Annotated in this window: 13 protein-coding genes; 4 read left to right on the top strand and 9 right to left on the bottom strand. The window is 63.1% G+C overall.

Annotated elements, in window-relative coordinates; translation table 11 throughout:
* Positions 1-14: 14 nt before the first annotated feature.
* Positions 15-584, bottom strand: a complete 570-nt coding sequence (locus SKZ59_RS00280; RefSeq protein WP_319990480.1) for a hypothetical protein — start codon at positions 582-584, stop codon at positions 15-17.
* 149 nt (positions 585-733) lie between these two features.
* Between SKZ59_RS00280 and SKZ59_RS00275 the strand changes: the two genes are divergently transcribed.
* The 3 genes from SKZ59_RS00275 to SKZ59_RS00265 all read left to right on the top strand — a co-directional run bounded on the left by SKZ59_RS00275 (position 734) and on the right by SKZ59_RS00265 (position 6,711).
* Positions 734-2,422 (top strand): M14 family zinc carboxypeptidase, encoded by a 1,689-nt coding sequence (locus SKZ59_RS00275; RefSeq protein WP_319990479.1) that lies wholly within the window; start codon positions 734-736, stop codon positions 2,420-2,422.
* A 90-nt stretch (positions 2,423-2,512) separates the two neighbouring features.
* Positions 2,513-4,663 (top strand): FUSC family protein, encoded by a 2,151-nt coding sequence (locus tag SKZ59_RS00270; protein WP_319990478.1) that lies wholly within the window; start codon positions 2,513-2,515, stop codon positions 4,661-4,663.
* Positions 4,664-4,758: 95 nt separating this feature from the next.
* Positions 4,759-6,711 carry an acid phosphatase gene (locus SKZ59_RS00265; protein ID WP_319990477.1) on the top strand — a complete coding sequence of 651 codons (1,953 nt, stop codon included), beginning with the start codon at positions 4,759-4,761 and terminating at the stop codon, positions 6,709-6,711.
* A gap of 5 nt (positions 6,712-6,716) precedes the next feature.
* On the opposite strand, the gene SKZ59_RS00260 is transcribed toward SKZ59_RS00265, so the two are convergent.
* The 6 genes from SKZ59_RS00260 to SKZ59_RS00235 all read right to left on the bottom strand — a co-directional run bounded on the left by SKZ59_RS00260 (position 6,717) and on the right by SKZ59_RS00235 (position 15,620).
* Positions 6,717-8,663 (bottom strand): S9 family peptidase, encoded by a 1,947-nt coding sequence (locus tag SKZ59_RS00260; protein ID WP_254671567.1) that lies wholly within the window; start codon positions 8,661-8,663, stop codon positions 6,717-6,719.
* 67 nt (positions 8,664-8,730) lie between these two features.
* A complete protein-coding gene (locus SKZ59_RS00255) occupies positions 8,731-10,203 on the bottom strand; it encodes an amino acid permease (protein WP_034745575.1) in 1,473 nt (490 codons plus the stop codon).
* A gap of 286 nt (positions 10,204-10,489) precedes the next feature.
* Positions 10,490-11,920, bottom strand: coding sequence for an amino acid permease (locus SKZ59_RS00250; RefSeq protein WP_319990476.1), 1,431 nt, complete (start codon positions 11,918-11,920; stop codon positions 10,490-10,492).
* A 129-nt stretch (positions 11,921-12,049) separates the two neighbouring features.
* Positions 12,050-12,508, bottom strand: coding sequence for a RidA family protein (locus SKZ59_RS00245; RefSeq protein WP_319990475.1), 459 nt, complete (start codon positions 12,506-12,508; stop codon positions 12,050-12,052).
* 254 nt (positions 12,509-12,762) lie between these two features.
* On the bottom strand, positions 12,763-14,346 hold the full coding sequence (locus tag SKZ59_RS00240; protein WP_319990474.1) for an ABC-F family ATP-binding cassette domain-containing protein: 1,584 nt from the start codon (positions 14,344-14,346) through the stop codon (positions 12,763-12,765).
* A 161-nt stretch (positions 14,347-14,507) separates the two neighbouring features.
* A complete protein-coding gene (locus tag SKZ59_RS00235; RefSeq protein ID WP_319990473.1) occupies positions 14,508-15,620 on the bottom strand; it encodes an NADH:flavin oxidoreductase/NADH oxidase in 1,113 nt (370 codons plus the stop codon).
* A 160-nt stretch (positions 15,621-15,780) separates the two neighbouring features.
* Between SKZ59_RS00235 and SKZ59_RS00230 the strand changes: the two genes are divergently transcribed.
* Positions 15,781-16,344, top strand: a complete 564-nt coding sequence (locus SKZ59_RS00230; protein ID WP_319990472.1) for a glycine zipper 2TM domain-containing protein — start codon at positions 15,781-15,783, stop codon at positions 16,342-16,344.
* A gap of 6 nt (positions 16,345-16,350) precedes the next feature.
* On the opposite strand, the gene SKZ59_RS00225 is transcribed toward SKZ59_RS00230, so the two are convergent.
* Together SKZ59_RS00225 and SKZ59_RS00220 are read right to left on the bottom strand one after the other, a co-directional pair.
* The gene (locus tag SKZ59_RS00225; RefSeq protein ID WP_034745557.1) at positions 16,351-16,860 is read right to left on the bottom strand and encodes a DUF1993 family protein; all 510 of its coding nucleotides are present in this window, start codon (positions 16,858-16,860) and stop codon (positions 16,351-16,353) included.
* A gap of 99 nt (positions 16,861-16,959) precedes the next feature.
* Positions 16,960-17,928 (bottom strand): DUF2167 domain-containing protein, encoded by a 969-nt coding sequence (locus tag SKZ59_RS00220; protein ID WP_319990471.1) that lies wholly within the window; start codon positions 17,926-17,928, stop codon positions 16,960-16,962.
* Positions 17,929-18,004 lie beyond the last annotated feature (76 nt).

The following is an 18,004-nucleotide window of genomic DNA, read 5'->3' as shown; positions in this document are numbered from 1 at the left end:
TGGCTTTTTTTCGCCTAGCGCTTTACCTTGGTGAAGCGGTACGGCACCGCTTGTTCCTCGCCAAACACCTGCGCACGGCCACTTCCCAAGGGCAGCATCACTCTCCGGCCATCGTGCAGCAGCAAAGCCAGGTCGGCGCCGGGAAAGCGCTGCGCCAGCAGCGGATAGGCTTGCCGCGCGATGGGGGCGGCGGGTATCACGATGCGGTAGTCGCCATCGCCAAAGTCCAGCAGCAGCGCGGGAAGCTCATCGGGGCCGGGCAGCGCCGTGATGCGCAGGCGCGCGCTACCCTTGACGAGCTCGAACGCTGACCACAGGGGCAAGCTGCGCTGCGTGGATCCCATCTGCAGCTGCGGTGCATGGCCCGCCTGCGCCGATGCCAGTACGACGTCGGGCCGCTGCTCCGATACGGCGCCATCGACGGCCAGCAGCCAGCCCCGGTAGCGTATCAGCGCGCCCTGCGCGGCAGCCGTGACGGACCCGCCCTGCGCCAGCGGTCCCTTGCCCACTGGCAAGCGCAATGGCGCCGCCTGTGCCGCCAGGCAAGCCCACCACAGCGCCGCCGCCATCGCCATCTTGCCCATGCCGCCTCCCTCGTGCGTGAAACGTATTCATAACACAAGTCCGGCCCGGTCCCTCTGCCGCGCCTCAAGGCGCCAACGCCGGTGCTACAATTGGCCCCTAGCGGGCGTGCTTACCCAGCGCGCCTTCCCCCTCCCAGACTCAGACCGCTATGCCACCAGACTTGCGCACGACCTACGAACTCGGCAACCACAACCAGACCACGACCTGGCTGGAATGCATCACCTTCTATCAAGATCTCGCCGCACGCTATCCGCAAGTGCTGCATTTCGAACAGATCGGCCTGTCCGACTCAGGCGTGCCCATCCACGCTGGCGTCGTCAGCGCGGACGGCGTCTTCGACCGTGAACAGATCAAGCGCGCGGATCGCACCGTGTTCTTCAACAACAACGGCATCCACCCGGGCGAACCGGAAGGCATCGACGCCTGCATGGCCATCGTGCGCGACCTGTGTACGCAGCCGGAACGCCTGGCGGCGCTGGGCAGCACCGTGCTGCTGTTCATTCCGATCTACAACGTCGATGGCAGCCTGAACCGCGCCAACACGTCGCGCGTGAACCAGGATGGCCCGGAGCAATTCGGTTTCCGCGGCAACAGCCGCCACCTGGACCTGAACCGCGACTTCATCAAGTGCGACAGCCTGAACGCGCAAGTGTTCAACCGCCTGCTGGCCAGCTGGGACCCGGACGTGATGGTCGACACGCATACGTCGAACGGCGCCGACTACCCGTACACGATGACCCTGATCCACACGCAGACGGACAAGCTGGGCAATGGCCTCGGCCCCTTCCTGCAAGACACCATGCTGCCGCACATCTTTGCGCAGATGGAACAGGCCGGCTGGCCCACCTGCCCGTATGTGAACCCCGTCAAGGACAGCCCCGACCACGGCATCGCCGAGTTCCTCGAAGTACCGCGTTTCTCGACCGGCTTTGCGGCCTTGCACCACGTCATCGGTTTCATGCCGGAAACGCACATGCTGAAACCGTTTGCCGACCGCTACGCTTCCATGCGCGCCCTGCTCGACATCACCATGGCGTTCACGGTCAAACATGGCGAACAGATCAAGCAACTGCGCGCGCAAGCCAAGGCGGCGGGACGCACGCAAGCCGAGTGGCCCATCCACTGGAGCATGAACGAAGAACAGCCGTCGACCTTCCCCTTCAAGGGCTATGCGGCGCAATACACGCCAAGTATCCTCGGCGACTACCAGCGCCTGTCCTACGACCGCTCGCAGCCGTGGGAACGCGATATCAAGTATTACAACCGCTTCGATGCGGACGTCACCGTGGCCGCGCCGAAAGCCTACGTCGTGCCGCAAGCGTGGCGCGAAGTCATCGAGCGGCTTCGCTGGAACGGCGTCGAAATGAGCCGCATCACCGCCGAACAGACGGTAACGGCGCGCTACTACCACATCACCAAGGTCGGTACGCGCGCCACGGCCTACGAAGGCCATATGTTCCACGACACGGTGGAACTGGAAGCGCGCACGGGCCAGTTCACCGTGCAAGCGGGCGACTATGTGATCAGCCTGGCCCAGGACAACGCGCGCTACGCCGTGGAAACGCTGGAGCCGCAGGCGCACGACAGCTTCTTCCGCTGGGGCTTCTTCAACAGCGTGCTGGAGAAGAAAGAAGCGTTTTCCGATTATGTGTTTGAGGACATGGCATCCGAATTGCTGCGCGACGAGCCGGCGCTGGCGGCCAAGTTTGCCGACTGGAAAGCGGCCAACCCGGCCTTGCTGAGCAATCAGGAAGCCGTGCTCGACTTCATTTTTGCGCACTGCCAGCGCTTTGCCGAGCCGGAATGGCGGCGTTATCCTGTGATCGCCCTGATGTAACTCGGGGCTGTAGCGACTGCAACATCCTGGCGCCGCATCGGAGACCCCGGTGCGGCGCCTCTTTCTGTGCCCTGCCCACAAGGTAATCCCATGCACTACGCACTGAACCTGCGCACCTTTATTTACAGCCATTATTTTTACCTGGGCTTGCGCGTGGCCATCGGCCTGGTCGGCCTGGCCTTGCTGACCCAGGAAATCAGCGACAGCGCCACCGCCATGACGGTGTGCATCGGCGCCCTGTGCACGACCCTGATGGACATGCCCAGCCCGCTGCGCCACAAGTTCAACGAAATGCTCGCTTCCGTACTGCTGTGCAGCGCCGTAACGCTCCTGATCAGCCTGTGCGGGCCCGTGCAGTGGCTGTTGATGACGGTGCTCGTGCTCGTCAGTTTCCTCGCCAGCATGATGGTGGTGTACGGCAAGAAATCCATGCCCTTGCAACTGGCCGCCCTGTTCATCATGACCATGTCGATGGAGCATCAGATGACGTGGCAGCAATCGTTTCACCACGCGGGCCTGTTCATGCTGGGCGGCTTGATCTATCTGGCCTATGCCATGGCCATCGCCTGGGTCTTGCGCCACCGCATCAAGCAGCAAGTGCTGGCCGAAGCCCTGTTCGAACTGGCCGCCTACATCGACATCAAGGCCGATTTCTACGACACGCGTTTCAATTTGACGGAGCAGTTCAACAAGCTGGTGCGCCATCAAAGCATCCTGGCCGACCGCCAGCAGGCGTCGCGCGATTTGATTCTGCGCAGCCACAAGAACAGCAAGGATGCCATCGTCGTGCAGGTGCACGTGTGCATGCTCGATCTGTATGAACTGATCCTCTCGACGCACACGGATTACGCGCTGCTGCGCCAGCATCTGGCCGACTCCGACGTGCTGAAATCCCTGCACGACCTGGCCTATAAAGCGGCGCGCGACATCGAATCCGTCGCCTACGCCGTCACGCGCAAGCGCGCTTCGTATGCGCAGATCAGCTATGACAAGGAATGGGCCGACATCGAAGGAGAAATTGCCCGACTGCAGACAAAGGGCGACGCTGCGCAGGAAGCGCTGGCCACCCTGCGCGCGCAGCGCAACAAGATCCGCGCCATTCTGAAAATGATCGGTGAACTGCATTTGGCCACGCAAAAAGTCTATGACAACGTGCCGTTCTGGAGCGGAGCGGACATGGCGCCATTCCTGTCGCAGCAGAAATACGAACTGAAGACCCTGCTGGCCAACCTGCGCCTGGACTCGCCCGTATTCCGCTTCGCCCTGCGCGTGTCGATGGCCATCTCGGTGGGACTGCTGATCGGCCACTGGCTGCCGTATGCGGCGCACAGCTACTGGATCGTGCTCACCATCGTCATCATCCTGCGGCCCACGTTCAGCATGACGCGCCAGCGCCGCGCCGACCGCATCATCGGCACCATCATCGGCTGCGTGGTCACGGCCATCGTGATCCGCTACGTGCACAGCAATATCGTGTTGATGGCCATCCTGTTCCTCTCCATCGTGGCCACGCCCACCTTCATCTATTTGCGCTACCGCTACACGGCCATTGCCGTGAGCCTGATGATCTTGCTGCAAATGCATCTGGTGGCGCCCAGCAACCCGAACCTCGTCAGCGAGCGCCTGATCGACACCCTGATCGGCGCGTTTGTTGCCACCGTGTTCAGCTTCGTGCTGGCCAACTGGGAATACCAGAGCCTGCCGCGCCTCGTGCGCCAGGTGCTGAACGTGAACCTGTCATACATGCAAGCCAGCTTCGCGCTGCTGCAGGGAAAGTGTTTCGATGACTTCGCCTACCGCATCGAGCGCAAGCGTTTGATGGACAGTCTGGCCGCGCTCAGCTCGGCGCTGGTGCGCATGCTCGATGAACCGGCCAGCAAGCAGCGGGCCGTGGAAGACATCAACCTGTTCATCGTGCAAAATTACTTGCTGGTCGCCCACGTGGCGGCGCTGCGCTCGATCCTGGGGCGCCATGCCAGCCAGCTACCCGTCGCACCCGTCAACGCCCTGCTTGGCCACAGCCATACGCAAGTGTGTCTGACCCTGTCGCGCGCGCTCGATCAGCTCGACAACAAGGCCGCCATCAGCGCCCCGCTGGCGACCCCTGCCGCACCGCCCGTGAGCGAAGTGGACTGGTCGGGCTGGCCGCTGGTCAAAAGACGCATCCGCCTGTTGCAGGCCGATGCGGACAAGATCGTGGTGCATAGCGCGGCGATCGTGCATATCGTGGCGCCCAGATAATCTTTTGGGAGCGCCCTGGCGCAAGTGGTGTCATCAGGAGGTCATCTGGCCTCTCTATGCTGCCATGGTTTTTCCACTTCCAGCCAAGGTCATCCATGCACGCATTTCCCCTGAGCCGGCGCCTGCCGCTGGCGCTGGCCATCAGCGCCGCCCTCGCCCTTGCCGCCTGCGGCGGTTCCGACCACCAGGAAGCAGCGCTCGTCATTCCCGCCGCGCCCGCCGACCAGGGTGCGCCCGACACGGCGCCGCCATCGGCCACGGCCATCCCCTTTGTCGACAATATCGCCAGCAACCAGCGCGGCGATGCGCGCTACGCCACAGCCGCCACGAATGCGGGCGTACGCGTACTGGCCGGCATGCTCGACATATGGAAACCATTGACGGAAATCGTCGATGCCGGTGTCTCGGCGCCGGCCGTGGACGGCTTCCCTGCGGTCGTGCCTTCCGCCTGGACGGGCGTGCCCAACGATGGCACGCCGGGCGGCACCATCGTCAATACCAGCGTGCACAATGCGAACATCGATTTCGCCGTCAAAGCCACCACCAGCCGCACGCCGGCGCAGGAACTGGCCGCCTACCTCGATGACCGCCGCGGCAAGGGCTACAGCATCACCGACGGCATGGGTCCGCTGACGGACGCCTGGCGCAGCGCGGCGCGCCAGACCACCAGCATCACAGACATTGCGCCGGATGCGACAAGCAAACTCTACAACGACAGCGGCAGCAACACGGGCGTGGCGGGCAGCGCCAATGCCGAGTTCGGCAACGTGGTGGGCCTCGTCAACGCCATGGGCAACAATGGCTCGACGGAACCGGCCAAGCGCTTCTACAAATATGCACGCCCCTTCCGCTGGAGCAGCAACGTGGCCGTAATCCCGGCCCTGCTGCCGGCCCGGAGCGCCACGCCCGCCACCGATGGCGGCTTTACCAGCGGCCACTCGGCCGAAGCCGTGCGCGGTGCGCTGGGCATGGCGTATGCCTTGCCCGAGCGCTACCAAGAAATGGTGGCGCGGGGGCTGGAACTCGGTGAAAACCGCATCATCGCCGGCATGCATTCGCCGCTCGACGTGATCAGCGGCCGCGTGCAGGCGCAAGCCATCGTCGCCGCCAACCTGCTCGACCCGGCAACGGCCGCCACCAAGGCCGCCGCCGTGACGCAGGCGCACACGACCCTGATGGCGAAAACCGGCACCACGGCCGACACCTTCTACGACTATGCCCACTCGGGCACCGGCGCCAACGACCGCTTTGCGGACTACGCCAGCACCAAGGCCGCCTATATCCGCCGCCTGACCTTCGGTTTCGCGCAGACGGGCGCCGCCAATGCGCCAGCCGTCGTGCCGAAAGGCGCGGAAGTGCTGCTGGAAACGCGTTTGCCGTATCTGTCCGATGCACAGCGCCGCGTGGTGCTGAAAACAACGGCCTTGTCATCGGGCTACCCGGTGATGGACGATGCTGAAGGCTGGGGCCGCTTGAACCTGTTTGCCGCCGCCGACGGCTATGCCGTCTTCACGGGCAATGTCGTCATCAGCATGGATGCGGCCAAGGGCGGCTTCTACGCCGTCGACCGCTGGCGCAACGACATCGGCGGCACGGGCAAGCTGAACAAGCAAGGCACGGGCACCCTGAAGCTGGGCGGCAACAATAGCTGGAGCGGCGGCACGCAGCTGGAAGGGGGCCGCCTGGAAGGCTTGTCGGCCACGGCCTTCGGCAAGGGCGACGTGTATGTCAGCGGCGGCACCCTGGTCAGCAATGCCCCGTCCGGCCTGGCGCTGGCCGGCAAGTACACGCAGCTGGCCAACGGCAACCTGGAATTAAAGCTGGGCAGCGGACAGCTAGGCCGCCTGAGCGTGGCGGGCCAGATGACGGTGGCGGGCGGCAACCTGAAAGTGACGTTCCAGAACGGCTACAAGCCGGCCGCCGGCGACACCCTGACCGTGCTGCAGGGCGCCAGCCTGAAAGGCAAGTTCGACAGCATCACGGTCGATGGTTTCAAGGTGACGCCGACGTACACGGCAACGGGCTTGCAGCTGCGCCTGGATGTATAGGCGAGCTACTTGAGGTAGCGCTCAAACCAGCCGATAGTACGCTTCTGCAAGTCGCGCTGGTGCTCGGGCTTGCGGAAGGAATGGCCTTCGCCGTCGTAGATGAACAGGCTGGACGGCACGCCCATGGCGCGCAAGCCGTGCCAGAATTCCAGCGACTGGGCGGCCGGCGTTTCCACGTCGCGCTCGCCCACGTAGATCAGGGTTGGCGTCTTGGCCGCCTTGATCGATTCGATCGGCGACGCCTTGCGGTAGACGGCCGGATCGTCATAGGCGGAGGCGCCAAAGAACGGGATCATCCACTGGTTGATGCCGTTCTGGCCGTAATAGCTGATCCAGTTCGACACGCCAGCGCCCGCCACGGCCGCCTTGAAGCGGTCGCTGTGCGTGACGCCCCACATGGTCATGAAGCCGCCATATGAATGGCCGATCAGGCCCAGGCGCTCGCCATCGACGGGCGCCACTTTTTGCACGGCGTCGATGCCGGCAAGAATGTCGCGCCAGTCGCCGCCGCCAAAGTCCGCCATGTTGGCACGCGTAAAAGCCTGGCCCTGGCCAAAGCTGCCGCGCGGATTGGGCAGGAAGACAAAATAGCCTTTTTGCGTCAATTCGTGGATCAGGGTGCCCGCGCCCACGTAACGGGGCGAAGCTGCCGCGCCAGGACCGCCATGCACGTTGACGACCATCGGGTGGCGCTTGCCGGCGTCCGTCTTCAACGGCCCCAGCAGCCAGCCCTGCACCTTGTATTGCTCGTTGTTCCAGCCCACGTTTTGCACCGTCAGCTGCGGCGCAAAACCGTCATTGTCGCGCGTGATCTTTTTCAGCTGGGCCACCGGCCCGGCCACCAGGTAGGAAGCGTGCGTAAAATCTTCCTGTGCGGCGGCCGCTTGCAAGCCATCGGCGCTGAACGACAGACGGCCATCGCTGCCGCTGCTGCTGATTTCTCCGAGCAGCACAGGTTGGCTGGGGCCGGTCTGCGCATCGACGGGCACCAGCGCCAGCTGCGAATCGATCAGGGCCGTTGCCAGCAAGCGGGCGCCGCGCCAGACGACGCCATTGAAGGTACCGCGATAGTCTTGTGTCACATTGCGCGGCGTGCCGCCGGCCAGCGGCACCGTATAGATATCGCCGCCGATGGAGCCAAAATCGCTCATCAGGCCGCCGATGAAGACCACTGTCTTGCCATCGGGCGAGACCGAAGGCAGGTTCAGCTGCATGGCCGGCGACGCGATCACGCGCAGGGCGCCCGTGGCCGCATCGATATGGCTGAGCTTGGCGACCCACCAGTTGCTGTCGCCATTGCCCTGCGCGCTGGTGGCGACAAAGCCGCGGCCATCGGGCGTCCAGCTGTATTCATACACATAGGTGTCGGCGGGCGACAGCAGACGCGGCTCGCCGCCGCTGGCCGGCACGACGGCGATGCGCTGGGCATCGTCTTCGCTGCCCACTTCGCCCACCTGGCGCGCGCCCGCCTCGACGGCGCCGGCCAGCTTGCGCGCGCCCACCGTGGCCAGCAAGGCCAACTGCTTGCCGTCCGGCGACCAGAGCGCCGTGCTGGCCACGCCCTTGATGCTGGTCAACGTTCGGACTGGCGTTTGCGACAGGGTGGCCAGGTAGAGCTGCGCCGTGCCCGCCTTGGCGTCGTAGCCGATGAAGGCCAGCTGTTTTCCATCTGGCGACCAGCTGGGCTTATCGTAGGAACACACGGCACACGGGTCGAATTGCTGCACGATGGCGCCATTGGCGTCGCGCACGACGATGGCAGCGTGCGGGCGCTGCGCTTGCTCGCCGGCCTTGTTCGATTCGATGGCGGCGATGCGCTGGCCATTGGCCGACAGGGCCACAGCGCGGTAATCGCGCAATGCCGGCCCGGTTGCAGCGGCGGCGTGTGCCGTGGTGCCCAGAAGGCTGCTTGCCAGCAAGCCGCAGGCGGCCAGATCAGTTATTTTCATCATGTAAATTCCGGTTAGAAATAAAAAAAACCGCCGGCAAGCGCGGCGGTTTTGGATGGAACAGACTGCATTAGCGGGCCTTCTTGCCCAGGTGCGAATGCCGCATGCTGTACAGGAAGTAAATGGCCACCGTCACCGTCATCCAGATACTAAACACGACAAACGTCGTATGCGGCAAATCGCGCATGATGTACAGGCAGGCGAGTACGCTCAGGCCGGGAATCACATACGGGCCGAACGGCACGCTGAAGCCTTCGATGCGGTTCGCGCCCTGCTTGTGGCGCAGCACGGGCACGGCGATCGAGACCACCATGAAAGCCGTCAGGGTGCCGATGCTGACCATATCCCACAGGTAAGTCGCATCGATGGAACCCGCCACCACGGCCACGACGAGGCAAACGATGATGGTATTGCTGACCGGCACCAGGGTGCGCGGGTGGATCTTCTGGAACGATTTCGGGATCAGGCCGTCGCGGCTGACGGCAAACAGGATGCGCGTCTGGCCATAGATCGTCACCAGGGTCACGCTGAAGACGGAAATGACGGCGCCGGCCGACAGCACCAGCGCGGGCCAGGTCTTGCCCGTCACGTTTTGCAGGATCACCGCCAGGCCCGCTTCCTGGCCTTCGAACAATTTCGCCTGTTGCGCACCGAGGGCGGCCACGGCCACCAGCAGATAGAACACGGTGACGATCAGCAAGCCATACAGGATGCCGCGCGGGACATTGCGCTTGGGGTCTTTCACTTCGTCGCCGGCCGTCGCCACCGTATCGAGGCCGATGAAGGAGAAGAAGACGGTGCCGGCCGCGGCCGTTACGCCCGTCATGCCGGCAAAGCCCTTGCTATTGTCGGTATTGAAGAACGGCACGAAGTTGTCGGCGTTGAAACCGGAAAAGGCAATGGCAATGAAGAATACGAGGATGGACAGCTTGATGATGACCATGATGGCATTCATCAGCGCCGATTCCTTGGCGCCGCGCAACAGCAGGAAACCGCACATGCAGATCAAAAAGATCGGCGGCAGGTTGATGTGGCCGGCGTGAAACTCCATGCCATGCGGGCCGGAAACGATCATCGGCGTGCGCAGCATCTCGGGTATGTGCCAGCCAAACGCATTTTCCAGGAAGTTGTTCAGGTAGGACGACCAGCCGATGGCCACGGCACTGCCCGCCAAGCCGTATTCGAGCAGCAGACAGGCGGCCATGATGAAGGCAAGAAACTCGCCGACAGTGGCGTAGGCAAACGAATACGAGGAGCCGGAGGCGGGGATGCGGAACGACAGCTCCGCATAGCACAAGGCCGTCAGGCCGGCCGTGATGGCGGCGATCAGGAAAGACAGAACGACCGAAGGGCCCGCCTTGGGCACGGCTTCGACCATGGTAAAGAAAATGCCCGTGCCGATGGTGGCGCCGACGCCGATCATGGTGAGGGAAAACAGGCCGATGGATCGGCTCAAGCCACTGCTGCTGAGGCCTTCACCATATTCGACCGTAGTATCGATCGGCTTGGTGCGGCAAATTTTCTGGACCAGGGTTTGGCTCACTAATATTCCTTTATGAGGCACACATATTCGTATGACGGGTAAAAACAAATAGCGCTCCGGCCCTACCTGGCAAAAAACCGGAAAGATCGCGTCCATTTTCAAAACTAAGCGATTATAGGGCTTTCACCGGCACAGCCAAACAGAACTTTGATGCATGGAAACAACGCCAGGCGTGCGCCACCAAACACGCAAGAGTGCTGGCGAAGAAGATATTGCTTCTATGAAAGAAAAAGCGCGCCGCTGCAGGGGCAGGGGCGCGCTTCTGGTTCAGCTCAGGTCAGCTGAATTACTTCTTGCCGTGCGGCGCATCAGCCGGCGACCAGCCCGCCTCGTAGCCTTGCGGCACGTCGTCGCGGCCCTCTTTCGGCGCCAGGCCCAACACGTAGTACAGCACCGTCAGCAGGATCAGCCAGGCCGGTCCCACCATCAGGGCGATGCGCGTATCGGGGAAATACGCCATCAGGCCGATCACCAGTGCCAGGAAAGCGAGCGAAATCCAGGAGCCATACGGTGCGAACGGCATGCGGAAGGCCAGGTTCTTGATTTCCAGTGGCGTCAGGGTCTTGCGGAACTGGATCTGCGTGACGAGGATCACGCCCCAGGTCCAGACGGCGCCGAAGGTGGAAATCGAGGTGACCCAGATAAACACTTTTTCCGGCACCAGGTAGTTCAGCAGCACGCCCAGCAGCAGCGCGAAGACGGACACGAGGATGGCGCGGCGCGGCACGCCGCTGGCCGTGGTTTCCGCAAACGCCTTCGGCGCCTGGCCTTGCAGCGCCAGGTTGTACAGCATGCGGCCCGTGCTGAAGATACCGCCATTGCACGACGACAAGGCTGCCGTCAGCACGACGAAGTTGATGATGCCGGCAGCCGTCTTGATGCCCAGGCGTTCGAACGTCATGACGAAGGGGCTGCCGGTGGTGCCGATTTCATTCCATGGATAGATCGACAAGATGACGAACAAGGCGCCGACATAGAAAATCAAAATGCGCCAGAACACGGAATTGATGGCGTCTGGGATCGATTTCTTCGGGTTGGCCGCTTCGCCAGCCGTCAGGCCGATCATTTCCACGCCCAGATAGGCAAACATCACCATCTGCAGCGACATCAGCACGCCCTGCGCGCCATTCGGGAAGAAGCCGCCATGCGTCCACAGGTTCGAGATACCGATGGCCACGCCATCGTTGCCCAGACCGAAGACGATCATGCCCGTGCCGCCGATAATCATCAGGATGATGGTGACGACCTTGATCAGGGCGAACCAGAACTCGAACTCGCCGTAGGCTTTCACGGCCAGCAAGTTGATCGCGCCCATGGAACCCAGGGCCGCCAGGGCCCAGATCCAGCGCGGCGTGTCGGGGAACCAGATGCCCATGTAGATGGCGACGGCGGTAATTTCCGCCACGCACGTGACCAGCCACAGGAACCAGTAGTTCCAGCCCGTCAGATAGCCTTGCAGGGGTCCCAGGTAATCCTGGGCATAGCGGCTGAAGGAGCCGGCGACCGGGTTGTGCACGGCCATTTCGCCCAGCGCGCGCATGATCATAAAGATGACCGCGCCACCGATGATGTACGACAGCATGATGCCGGGACCGGCCATCTTGATGGCGTTGCCCGAACCCAAAAACAGGCCCACGCCAATCGCGGCGCCCAGCGCCATCAGGCGGATCTGCCGCTCACCCAGGCCGCGGTGCAAGCCTTGTTCACTCGTTTTCATTACATGTCTCCGTTTTTTTCTTGAATACACCGATCCCTCCACCCCAATGGCGGTTCCGCTCTTGCTGGAAAGGAAGAAAGGGCGAGCCGGCGGCAAGCGCCGGCATGCTCATGTGGTCAGGCCACTGCGTCAGGCCAGTTCAGCGATCAGCTCGATCTCGACGCAAGCGCCCAGCGGGATTTGCGCCACGCCGAAGGCGGAGCGCGCGTGCTTGCCGCTGTCGCCGAACACTGCGACGAACAGTTCCGAGGCACCATTGGTGACCAGGTGCTGTTCCGTGAATTCGGAGGTGGAATTGACCAGGCTCATGACCTTGACGATGCGCTTGACCTTGTTCAAGTCGCCGCCGCACGCGTCTTGCAGGGTGGCGATCAGTTCGATGGCGATGCCGCGCGCGGCGATCTTGCCTTCTTCCGTCGTGACGTCCTTGCCCAGTTGACCAACCCAGACCTTGCCATCCTTCTTGGCCAGGTGGCCGGACAGGAAGACGGTGTTGCCCGTGCGCGCATGCATCACGTAGGCGGCAGCTGGCGCGGCAACGACTGGCAGTTCAATGTTGAGGGCCTTGAGTTTTTCGTAAAACGACATGCTATTTCTCCAAGAAAACAATATAAGCGAAACCAGAATTCATGCACGGCAGGGCACGGAGGATGACGCCCTGGCAGCGCGGTAGTGACCGACAACAGTGCCAGATTAAACGTCATCATATTGGTGAACCAGCAGTTTTAGTTCACAAATAGGCCCGGTTATTCAGTGGATTATACCGACAATCAAACAAAATTCAGCATCAGTTCATGAAGCATGCTCTACAGGCATCGAGCGTGACTTTTTTCATTAAATTGTCACTTGTGCAATGTCAAGCCCTCGGGGTCAAGGTTTATCGCATCCAGAAATGCCTGGTCGTGCGAAACCACAAGTAACGCGCCCCGATATTGCAGCAGCATCTGCTCCAGCGCCTGCAGGCTGGCCAGGTCCAGATGATTGTCGGGTTCGTCTAACAGCAACAGTTGCGGCGGCGCCTGCGCATACAACTCGGCCGCCAGCGCCACCTTCATGCGCTCGCCACCGCTGAGTAAGTGGGTGGGCATGGTGGCGCGCGCGCCGGCAATGCCCAGCAGCGCCAGCCGCGTGCGCAAGTCCCCTTCCGCCATCGTGCTATTGCGTTCCTGCAAGCGCTGCACGGCGCTCCATTCGCCGTCTTGCAGTCCGGCATGCTGGTCCAGCCAGGCCACCCGCGCATGGCACAGCACCTCGCCGCTGGCGGGCGCCAGCTGTCCGGCGATCACGCGCAGCAGGGTCGACTTGCCGCTGCCATTATTGCCCGTCACGGCCAGGCGGCGCGGGCCGCTGATGACCAGGCTCACAGGCTGCGCCTGGCCATAGGGCAAGACCACGTCGCGCAGTTCCAGGATCAGCTTGCCGTTCGGCACGGCACTGTCGGGCGCCAGCAACAGCCGTTCAGCCTCGGGCGCGCAGCGGGCGCTGGCGTCTATCACCCGTTGCTGGCGCGCCTGCTGCGCCTCTTGCGCGCGCAGGCGCAGCTTGCCCTGGCTATCCTGGCTTTTCTCCTTGCGTGCGTCGAGCAGCAGCTTGCTTTGGTTGCCTTCGCGGCCCTCGCGCTCACCACGCACCACCCGTTTCTGCTGGCGTTCGGCTTGCTGCTGCGCGTCGCGCTGTTCGCGTCTGGCGCCCGCCTTTTCCGCCTGCAGGGCGGCAGCAAAACCGGCCTGTTCCAGCGCGCGCTGCTGTGCATACATCGCGTAATTGCCGCCATAGCTGCGCAAGCCCTGGCTAGATAGCTCGACGATTGCATCGACGTGCTCGAGCAAGCCACGGTCATGGCTGACCAGCAGCAAGCCACCCGGCCAGCGCGCCATCTGCGCCACCAGGCGGGCGCGCTGCTGTACATCGAGATGGTTGCTCGGCTCATCGAGCACCAGCCAGTCCGCCTGCGACAGCCAGGCGCCCTGCAGAGCGATGCGCTGGCGCTCGCCGCCGCTCAGGCTGGCCGTTGGCATGTCGGCATCGACATGGCGCAAATCGAGCGCATCGAGCGCCTGGCGCAAACGGGTGTGGGCATCCCAGCGCTCTCCCACGAGCGCGTAATCGGCTTCGTCGACGCTGCCTTCGGCGATGCGCGCCAGCGCGGCCAGCAGGTGGTCCATGCCGGCGAGCGCCGCCACGGTGCGATAGCGTTCAGGATCGAGTTCCTGCGCCACGTAATGCACGCGGCCGTCGCAGCGCACGGCGCCGGAAGACGGCTGCGCCTGGCCCGCCAGCAGGCGCGCCAGCACACTCTTGCCCACGCCGTTATCGCCGACGAGGCCGATACGTTGCGGAGCAAAGCTAAATTGCAAATCGGAAAACAGGGTGCGGCCATCGGGCAGCACAAAGGACAGACGGTCGAGTTGTAGTAATGCGGGCATGGATACTCCTTGTACGTGCAGACAGGGCTGGCGAACCCGCGCGGCGCAAAGGCGCTATGGCGGGATGGGCGAGGCCGTGCACAGCACGGCAGTATCAATGGCGCATGTCGAAGCGTCCTGGAGAAATGGGAAAGAAGCGTCAGTGTAGCAGAGCAGGCTTGTCAGCGCTGCCCAAGCGTCGTGTCGCCGAACAGGTTCTTGAATTCACGCGGCTGCGAGCGCCAGTACTGCGGCGGCGCCTGCACTTGCGCACCCAGCTGGGCCGCCGCATGCCAGGGCCAGCGCGGGTCGAACAGGATGGCGCGCGCCAGCGCCACCATGTCGGACTGGCCGTTGACGATGATGTCCTCCGCCTGCTGCGCTTCCGTGATCAGGCCCACGCTGATGGTGGGCAAACCGCTGTCGCGCTTGATGCGTTCGGCAAACGCCACCTGATAGCCGGGTCCCACGGGAATTTGCTGCTGCGGCGAAATGCCCCCGCTGGAGACGTGGATGAAGTCGGCGCCCAGTTGCTTGATTTCTTGCGCGAAACGCACGCTTTGCTCGATTTCCCAGCCGCCCTCGACCCAGTCCGTGGCGGAAATGCGCACGCCCACGGCCACGGTGGCCGGCACGGCGGCGCGCACGGCTTCAACAACTTCCAGCGGAAAACGCATGCGGTTTTCCAGGCTGCCGCCATACGCATCCGTACGCTGGTTGGACAGGGGAGACAAAAACTGGTGCAGCAGATAACCGTGCGCCGCGTGCAGTTCGATGCCTTCGATGCCGAGCGCATGCACGCGCTGAGCGGCCGCGACAAAGGCGCCCTTCACTTGCAGCAAGCCCATCTCGTCCAGGGCGATCGGCACGGTTTCGCCTGGTGCCTGGGCGATGGCGGACGGCGCCACCGTTTGCCAGCCGCCCTCGGCCAGGTGCACGCAGGAACCGCCCTGCCAGGGCGCGCGGCTCGACGCCTTGCGTCCCGCATGGCCCAGCTGCACCACCAGGGGAATCGGTGCGTGGCGGCGGATCGCCTGCACCACGTTGGACAGCGCAGTCTGGTTCGCATCCGACCACAGGCCCAGGTCTTCGGCCGAGATGCGTCCCTCGGGCGAGACGGCCGTCGCTTCCGTCATCAGCAAGCCCGCGCCGGACAGGGCCAGATGGCCCAGGTGGATCATGTGCCAGTCGGTGGCGTTGCCGTTGTCGGCCGAGTACTGGCACATGGGCGCGATGGCGATGCGGTTGGCCACCTGCAGCGGCCCCAGGGCATACGGCGTGAATAGCTGGCTCATGGCGGACTCCGGAAAAGGGGAAGCACCGATTCTACTGTGCTTTGAAAAGCGCGGCTTACACCTGCTTACGTTTGATACAGCGCAAGGGCTAGCCTTGGACAGGCGCGGCCGCTAATCTGGACACATCAATAACACCCGCAGTACCACCCCAGGAGAACACATGAACACGACGACTACCGCCAGCCGCATCCACCCTTTGATGGCCGGCGCCGCCATTTCCGTGACGGTCCTGTGCCTGGTCGGCGCGGCGTGCATCGCCGGCATCCTGCCCAATTCGCGGGCGAATGTGCCTGCCGTGCCGGTCGACGTGGCCGCCATGACGCCAGCCAGCGCCGCCGCCCTGGCTGCGCCCGCAGCTGCACCGGTGGCCGCGCCTGTCGTCGCGCAAGCCGCTCCTGCACCAGCCCCGGCGCCCGTCGTGCACAAGCGCGTCGTGCACCACACGCAAGTGGCGCAAGCGCGCCCTGCCTACAATGACAACAACGATGGCTACCGCGACACAGCCTACCGCGAACCCGTGCGCCAGCCGCAGCCAGTGCCTGCGCCGGCACCAGCACAACCGAACTACGTGGGCATCGGCACGGGCGCCGTCATCGGCGGCTTGATCGGCAATCAGGTCGGTGGCGGCCGCGGCAAGGCGCTGGCAACGGTGGCCGGCGTGATCGGCGGCGGCATGCTGGGCAATGCGGTGCAAAACCAGGTGGAACAACAGCCGCAACGCTAAGCAGTTTCAGTCGTATGGTCCCAGATAGTCGAGCTTGCCCACGGCCACGCCATTGTTTCTCAGGATGGCGTGGACCATGGAAACGTGGAAATAGAAGTTCGGCAAGGCAAAGCTGAGCAGGTAATCATCGCCCGAGAATTTCGTCCCCTCGTCGGTCCAGTTCAGCACGACTTCCTTCTGCGCACTGCCCGCCATCTGGCCCGCATTCACGCTGTCGATGTAGGCGATGGTGCTGGCGATACGTTCCTGTAGCTGCTCGAAGGACGCTTCGTTATCTTCAAATTTCGGCGCCGGCACGCCGCTCAGGCGCTCGACCGACATCTTCGACGTATCGCTGGCGCGCTGCACCTGCGCCGTCAAATCCAGCATGTCGGGCGCCAGCTGCGCACCCAGCAGAATCTCGGGCACGATGCCATCTTCCTCCACGTGGGCTTGCGCTTTTTCCAGCAGGGACGAGACGACCCGCAAGCCGCGGATGAAGACGGGAATGGTTGCCTGATACATGGACACGGACATGGCGGACTCCTGATAGTGAACGATGAGCCAGTGTACCCGAGGCGCTGTTTTCGGACAGCGCGCCCGTGTGCGTCAGCGCACCGAGCAGCCCAGTTGCTTTTACTTGTCCAGGTTGACCTTGCCGTCCGGTAAATGCGCTGGCTGTTCAACGGACTCCTGCAGCTGTATCGGCGCCGGCTTGTCCTTGCGCTTACCAGTGAAAAACTTGACGATGGCCGCGCCGCCGCCCACGACGGCCAGGAGCAGCACTTTCTTGAAGGCCAGCAGCAGCGCCAGCAGTTTGCCAAACAGGCCCAGCTTGCTGGCCACGCCGCCGGCCACCAGCGCCGCCAGGCCGTACTCGGCCACCTTGTCCGTCTTGCTGTCGAAATCCGTGTAGCGGTTACCGTCGGTAAATTCCGTGAACGCCGTCACTTGCTGCATCTCTTTCTTGATCGTCGCGATCTGCTGCATGCTGGCGATCGCGTTCAGGTTCAGCACGCCTTCACGGCCCAGCACGCGCACATTGTAGTTCAGCGAGTGCTCGCCGCCATCGACCATCAGGTCCTTGGCCCAGTACAGCTTGTGCGTATCCTTGGCATAGCTGGGTTTTTCCGCCCAGCCCATCAGATGGATGCCTGGGTAACCCTGCTTCTTGCGCTCCGCATTGTTTTCCAGCACGGATGCCTGCATATCCTTGAGCAATTCATCGTATTTGATGCTGTCCGCATCGTCATCCTTGATATGCCCTTCCTTTTCATACGTCACCACCACGCCCCAGCTGTCGCGCTCGAGCACGCTGGTCTTGGCGGGCACGATCATGCCCAGCGATTCCATGCCCGGTGGATTGCCCCAGGCCTCGACCAGCACGCGCTCGGCGTCCGCCGGCGACAAATAACGGAAGTTGGCGGGCAAATCCAGGGTAGCGATGCCGCCCGGCAAAGTGATCTTGCCGCGCTGCAGGTGCAACTGGGCAAGGAATTGCTCGGCCGTCATTTCCGGTGCGGCAGCCTTGTCTTCGGCAGGGGCGGCAGCCGTCAGGCCGGAGAGGGTCAGGCACAGCAAGGCTGTCAGCAGGCGTTTCAACATGATCGGTCCAAAAAATTGCAAAGGGTAAATATTTTAAATCAATTGATTGCTTAATGGATAATTATTTCTGTGCGGC

Origin of the sequence: Janthinobacterium sp. GMG2, from assembly GCF_033949445.1 — a bacterium.
GTDB classification, from domain to species: domain Bacteria; phylum Pseudomonadota; class Gammaproteobacteria; order Burkholderiales; family Burkholderiaceae_D; genus Janthinobacterium; species Janthinobacterium aestuarii.
Note: the sequence above shows the minus strand (reverse complement) of the source record. Positions and strands in the feature narration are given on the sequence as shown.

Excerpts from the sequence above, each read along its gene's own strand:
- SKZ59_RS00280 (WP_319990480.1), bottom strand. The coding sequence starts at position 584 with ATGGGCAAGATGGCGATGGCGGCGGCGCTGTGGTGGGCTTGCCTGGCG.
- SKZ59_RS00275 (WP_319990479.1), top strand. The coding sequence starts at position 734 with ATGCCACCAGACTTGCGCACGACCTACGAACTCGGCAACCACAACCAG.
- SKZ59_RS00270 (WP_319990478.1), top strand. The coding sequence starts at position 2,513 with ATGCACTACGCACTGAACCTGCGCACCTTTATTTACAGCCATTATTTT.
- SKZ59_RS00265 (WP_319990477.1), top strand. The coding sequence starts at position 4,759 with ATGCACGCATTTCCCCTGAGCCGGCGCCTGCCGCTGGCGCTGGCCATC.
- SKZ59_RS00260 (WP_254671567.1), bottom strand. The coding sequence starts at position 8,663 with ATGATGAAAATAACTGATCTGGCCGCCTGCGGCTTGCTGGCAAGCAGC.
- SKZ59_RS00250 (WP_319990476.1), bottom strand. The coding sequence starts at position 11,920 with ATGAAAACGAGTGAACAAGGCTTGCACCGCGGCCTGGGTGAGCGGCAG.
- SKZ59_RS00245 (WP_319990475.1), bottom strand. The coding sequence starts at position 12,508 with ATGTCGTTTTACGAAAAACTCAAGGCCCTCAACATTGAACTGCCAGTC.
- SKZ59_RS00240 (WP_319990474.1), bottom strand. The coding sequence starts at position 14,346 with ATGCCCGCATTACTACAACTCGACCGTCTGTCCTTTGTGCTGCCCGAT.
- SKZ59_RS00235 (WP_319990473.1), bottom strand. The coding sequence starts at position 15,620 with ATGAGCCAGCTATTCACGCCGTATGCCCTGGGGCCGCTGCAGGTGGCC.
- SKZ59_RS00230 (WP_319990472.1), top strand. The coding sequence starts at position 15,781 with ATGAACACGACGACTACCGCCAGCCGCATCCACCCTTTGATGGCCGGC.
- SKZ59_RS00225 (WP_034745557.1), bottom strand. The coding sequence starts at position 16,860 with ATGTCCGTGTCCATGTATCAGGCAACCATTCCCGTCTTCATCCGCGGC.
- SKZ59_RS00220 (WP_319990471.1), bottom strand. The coding sequence starts at position 17,928 with ATGTTGAAACGCCTGCTGACAGCCTTGCTGTGCCTGACCCTCTCCGGC.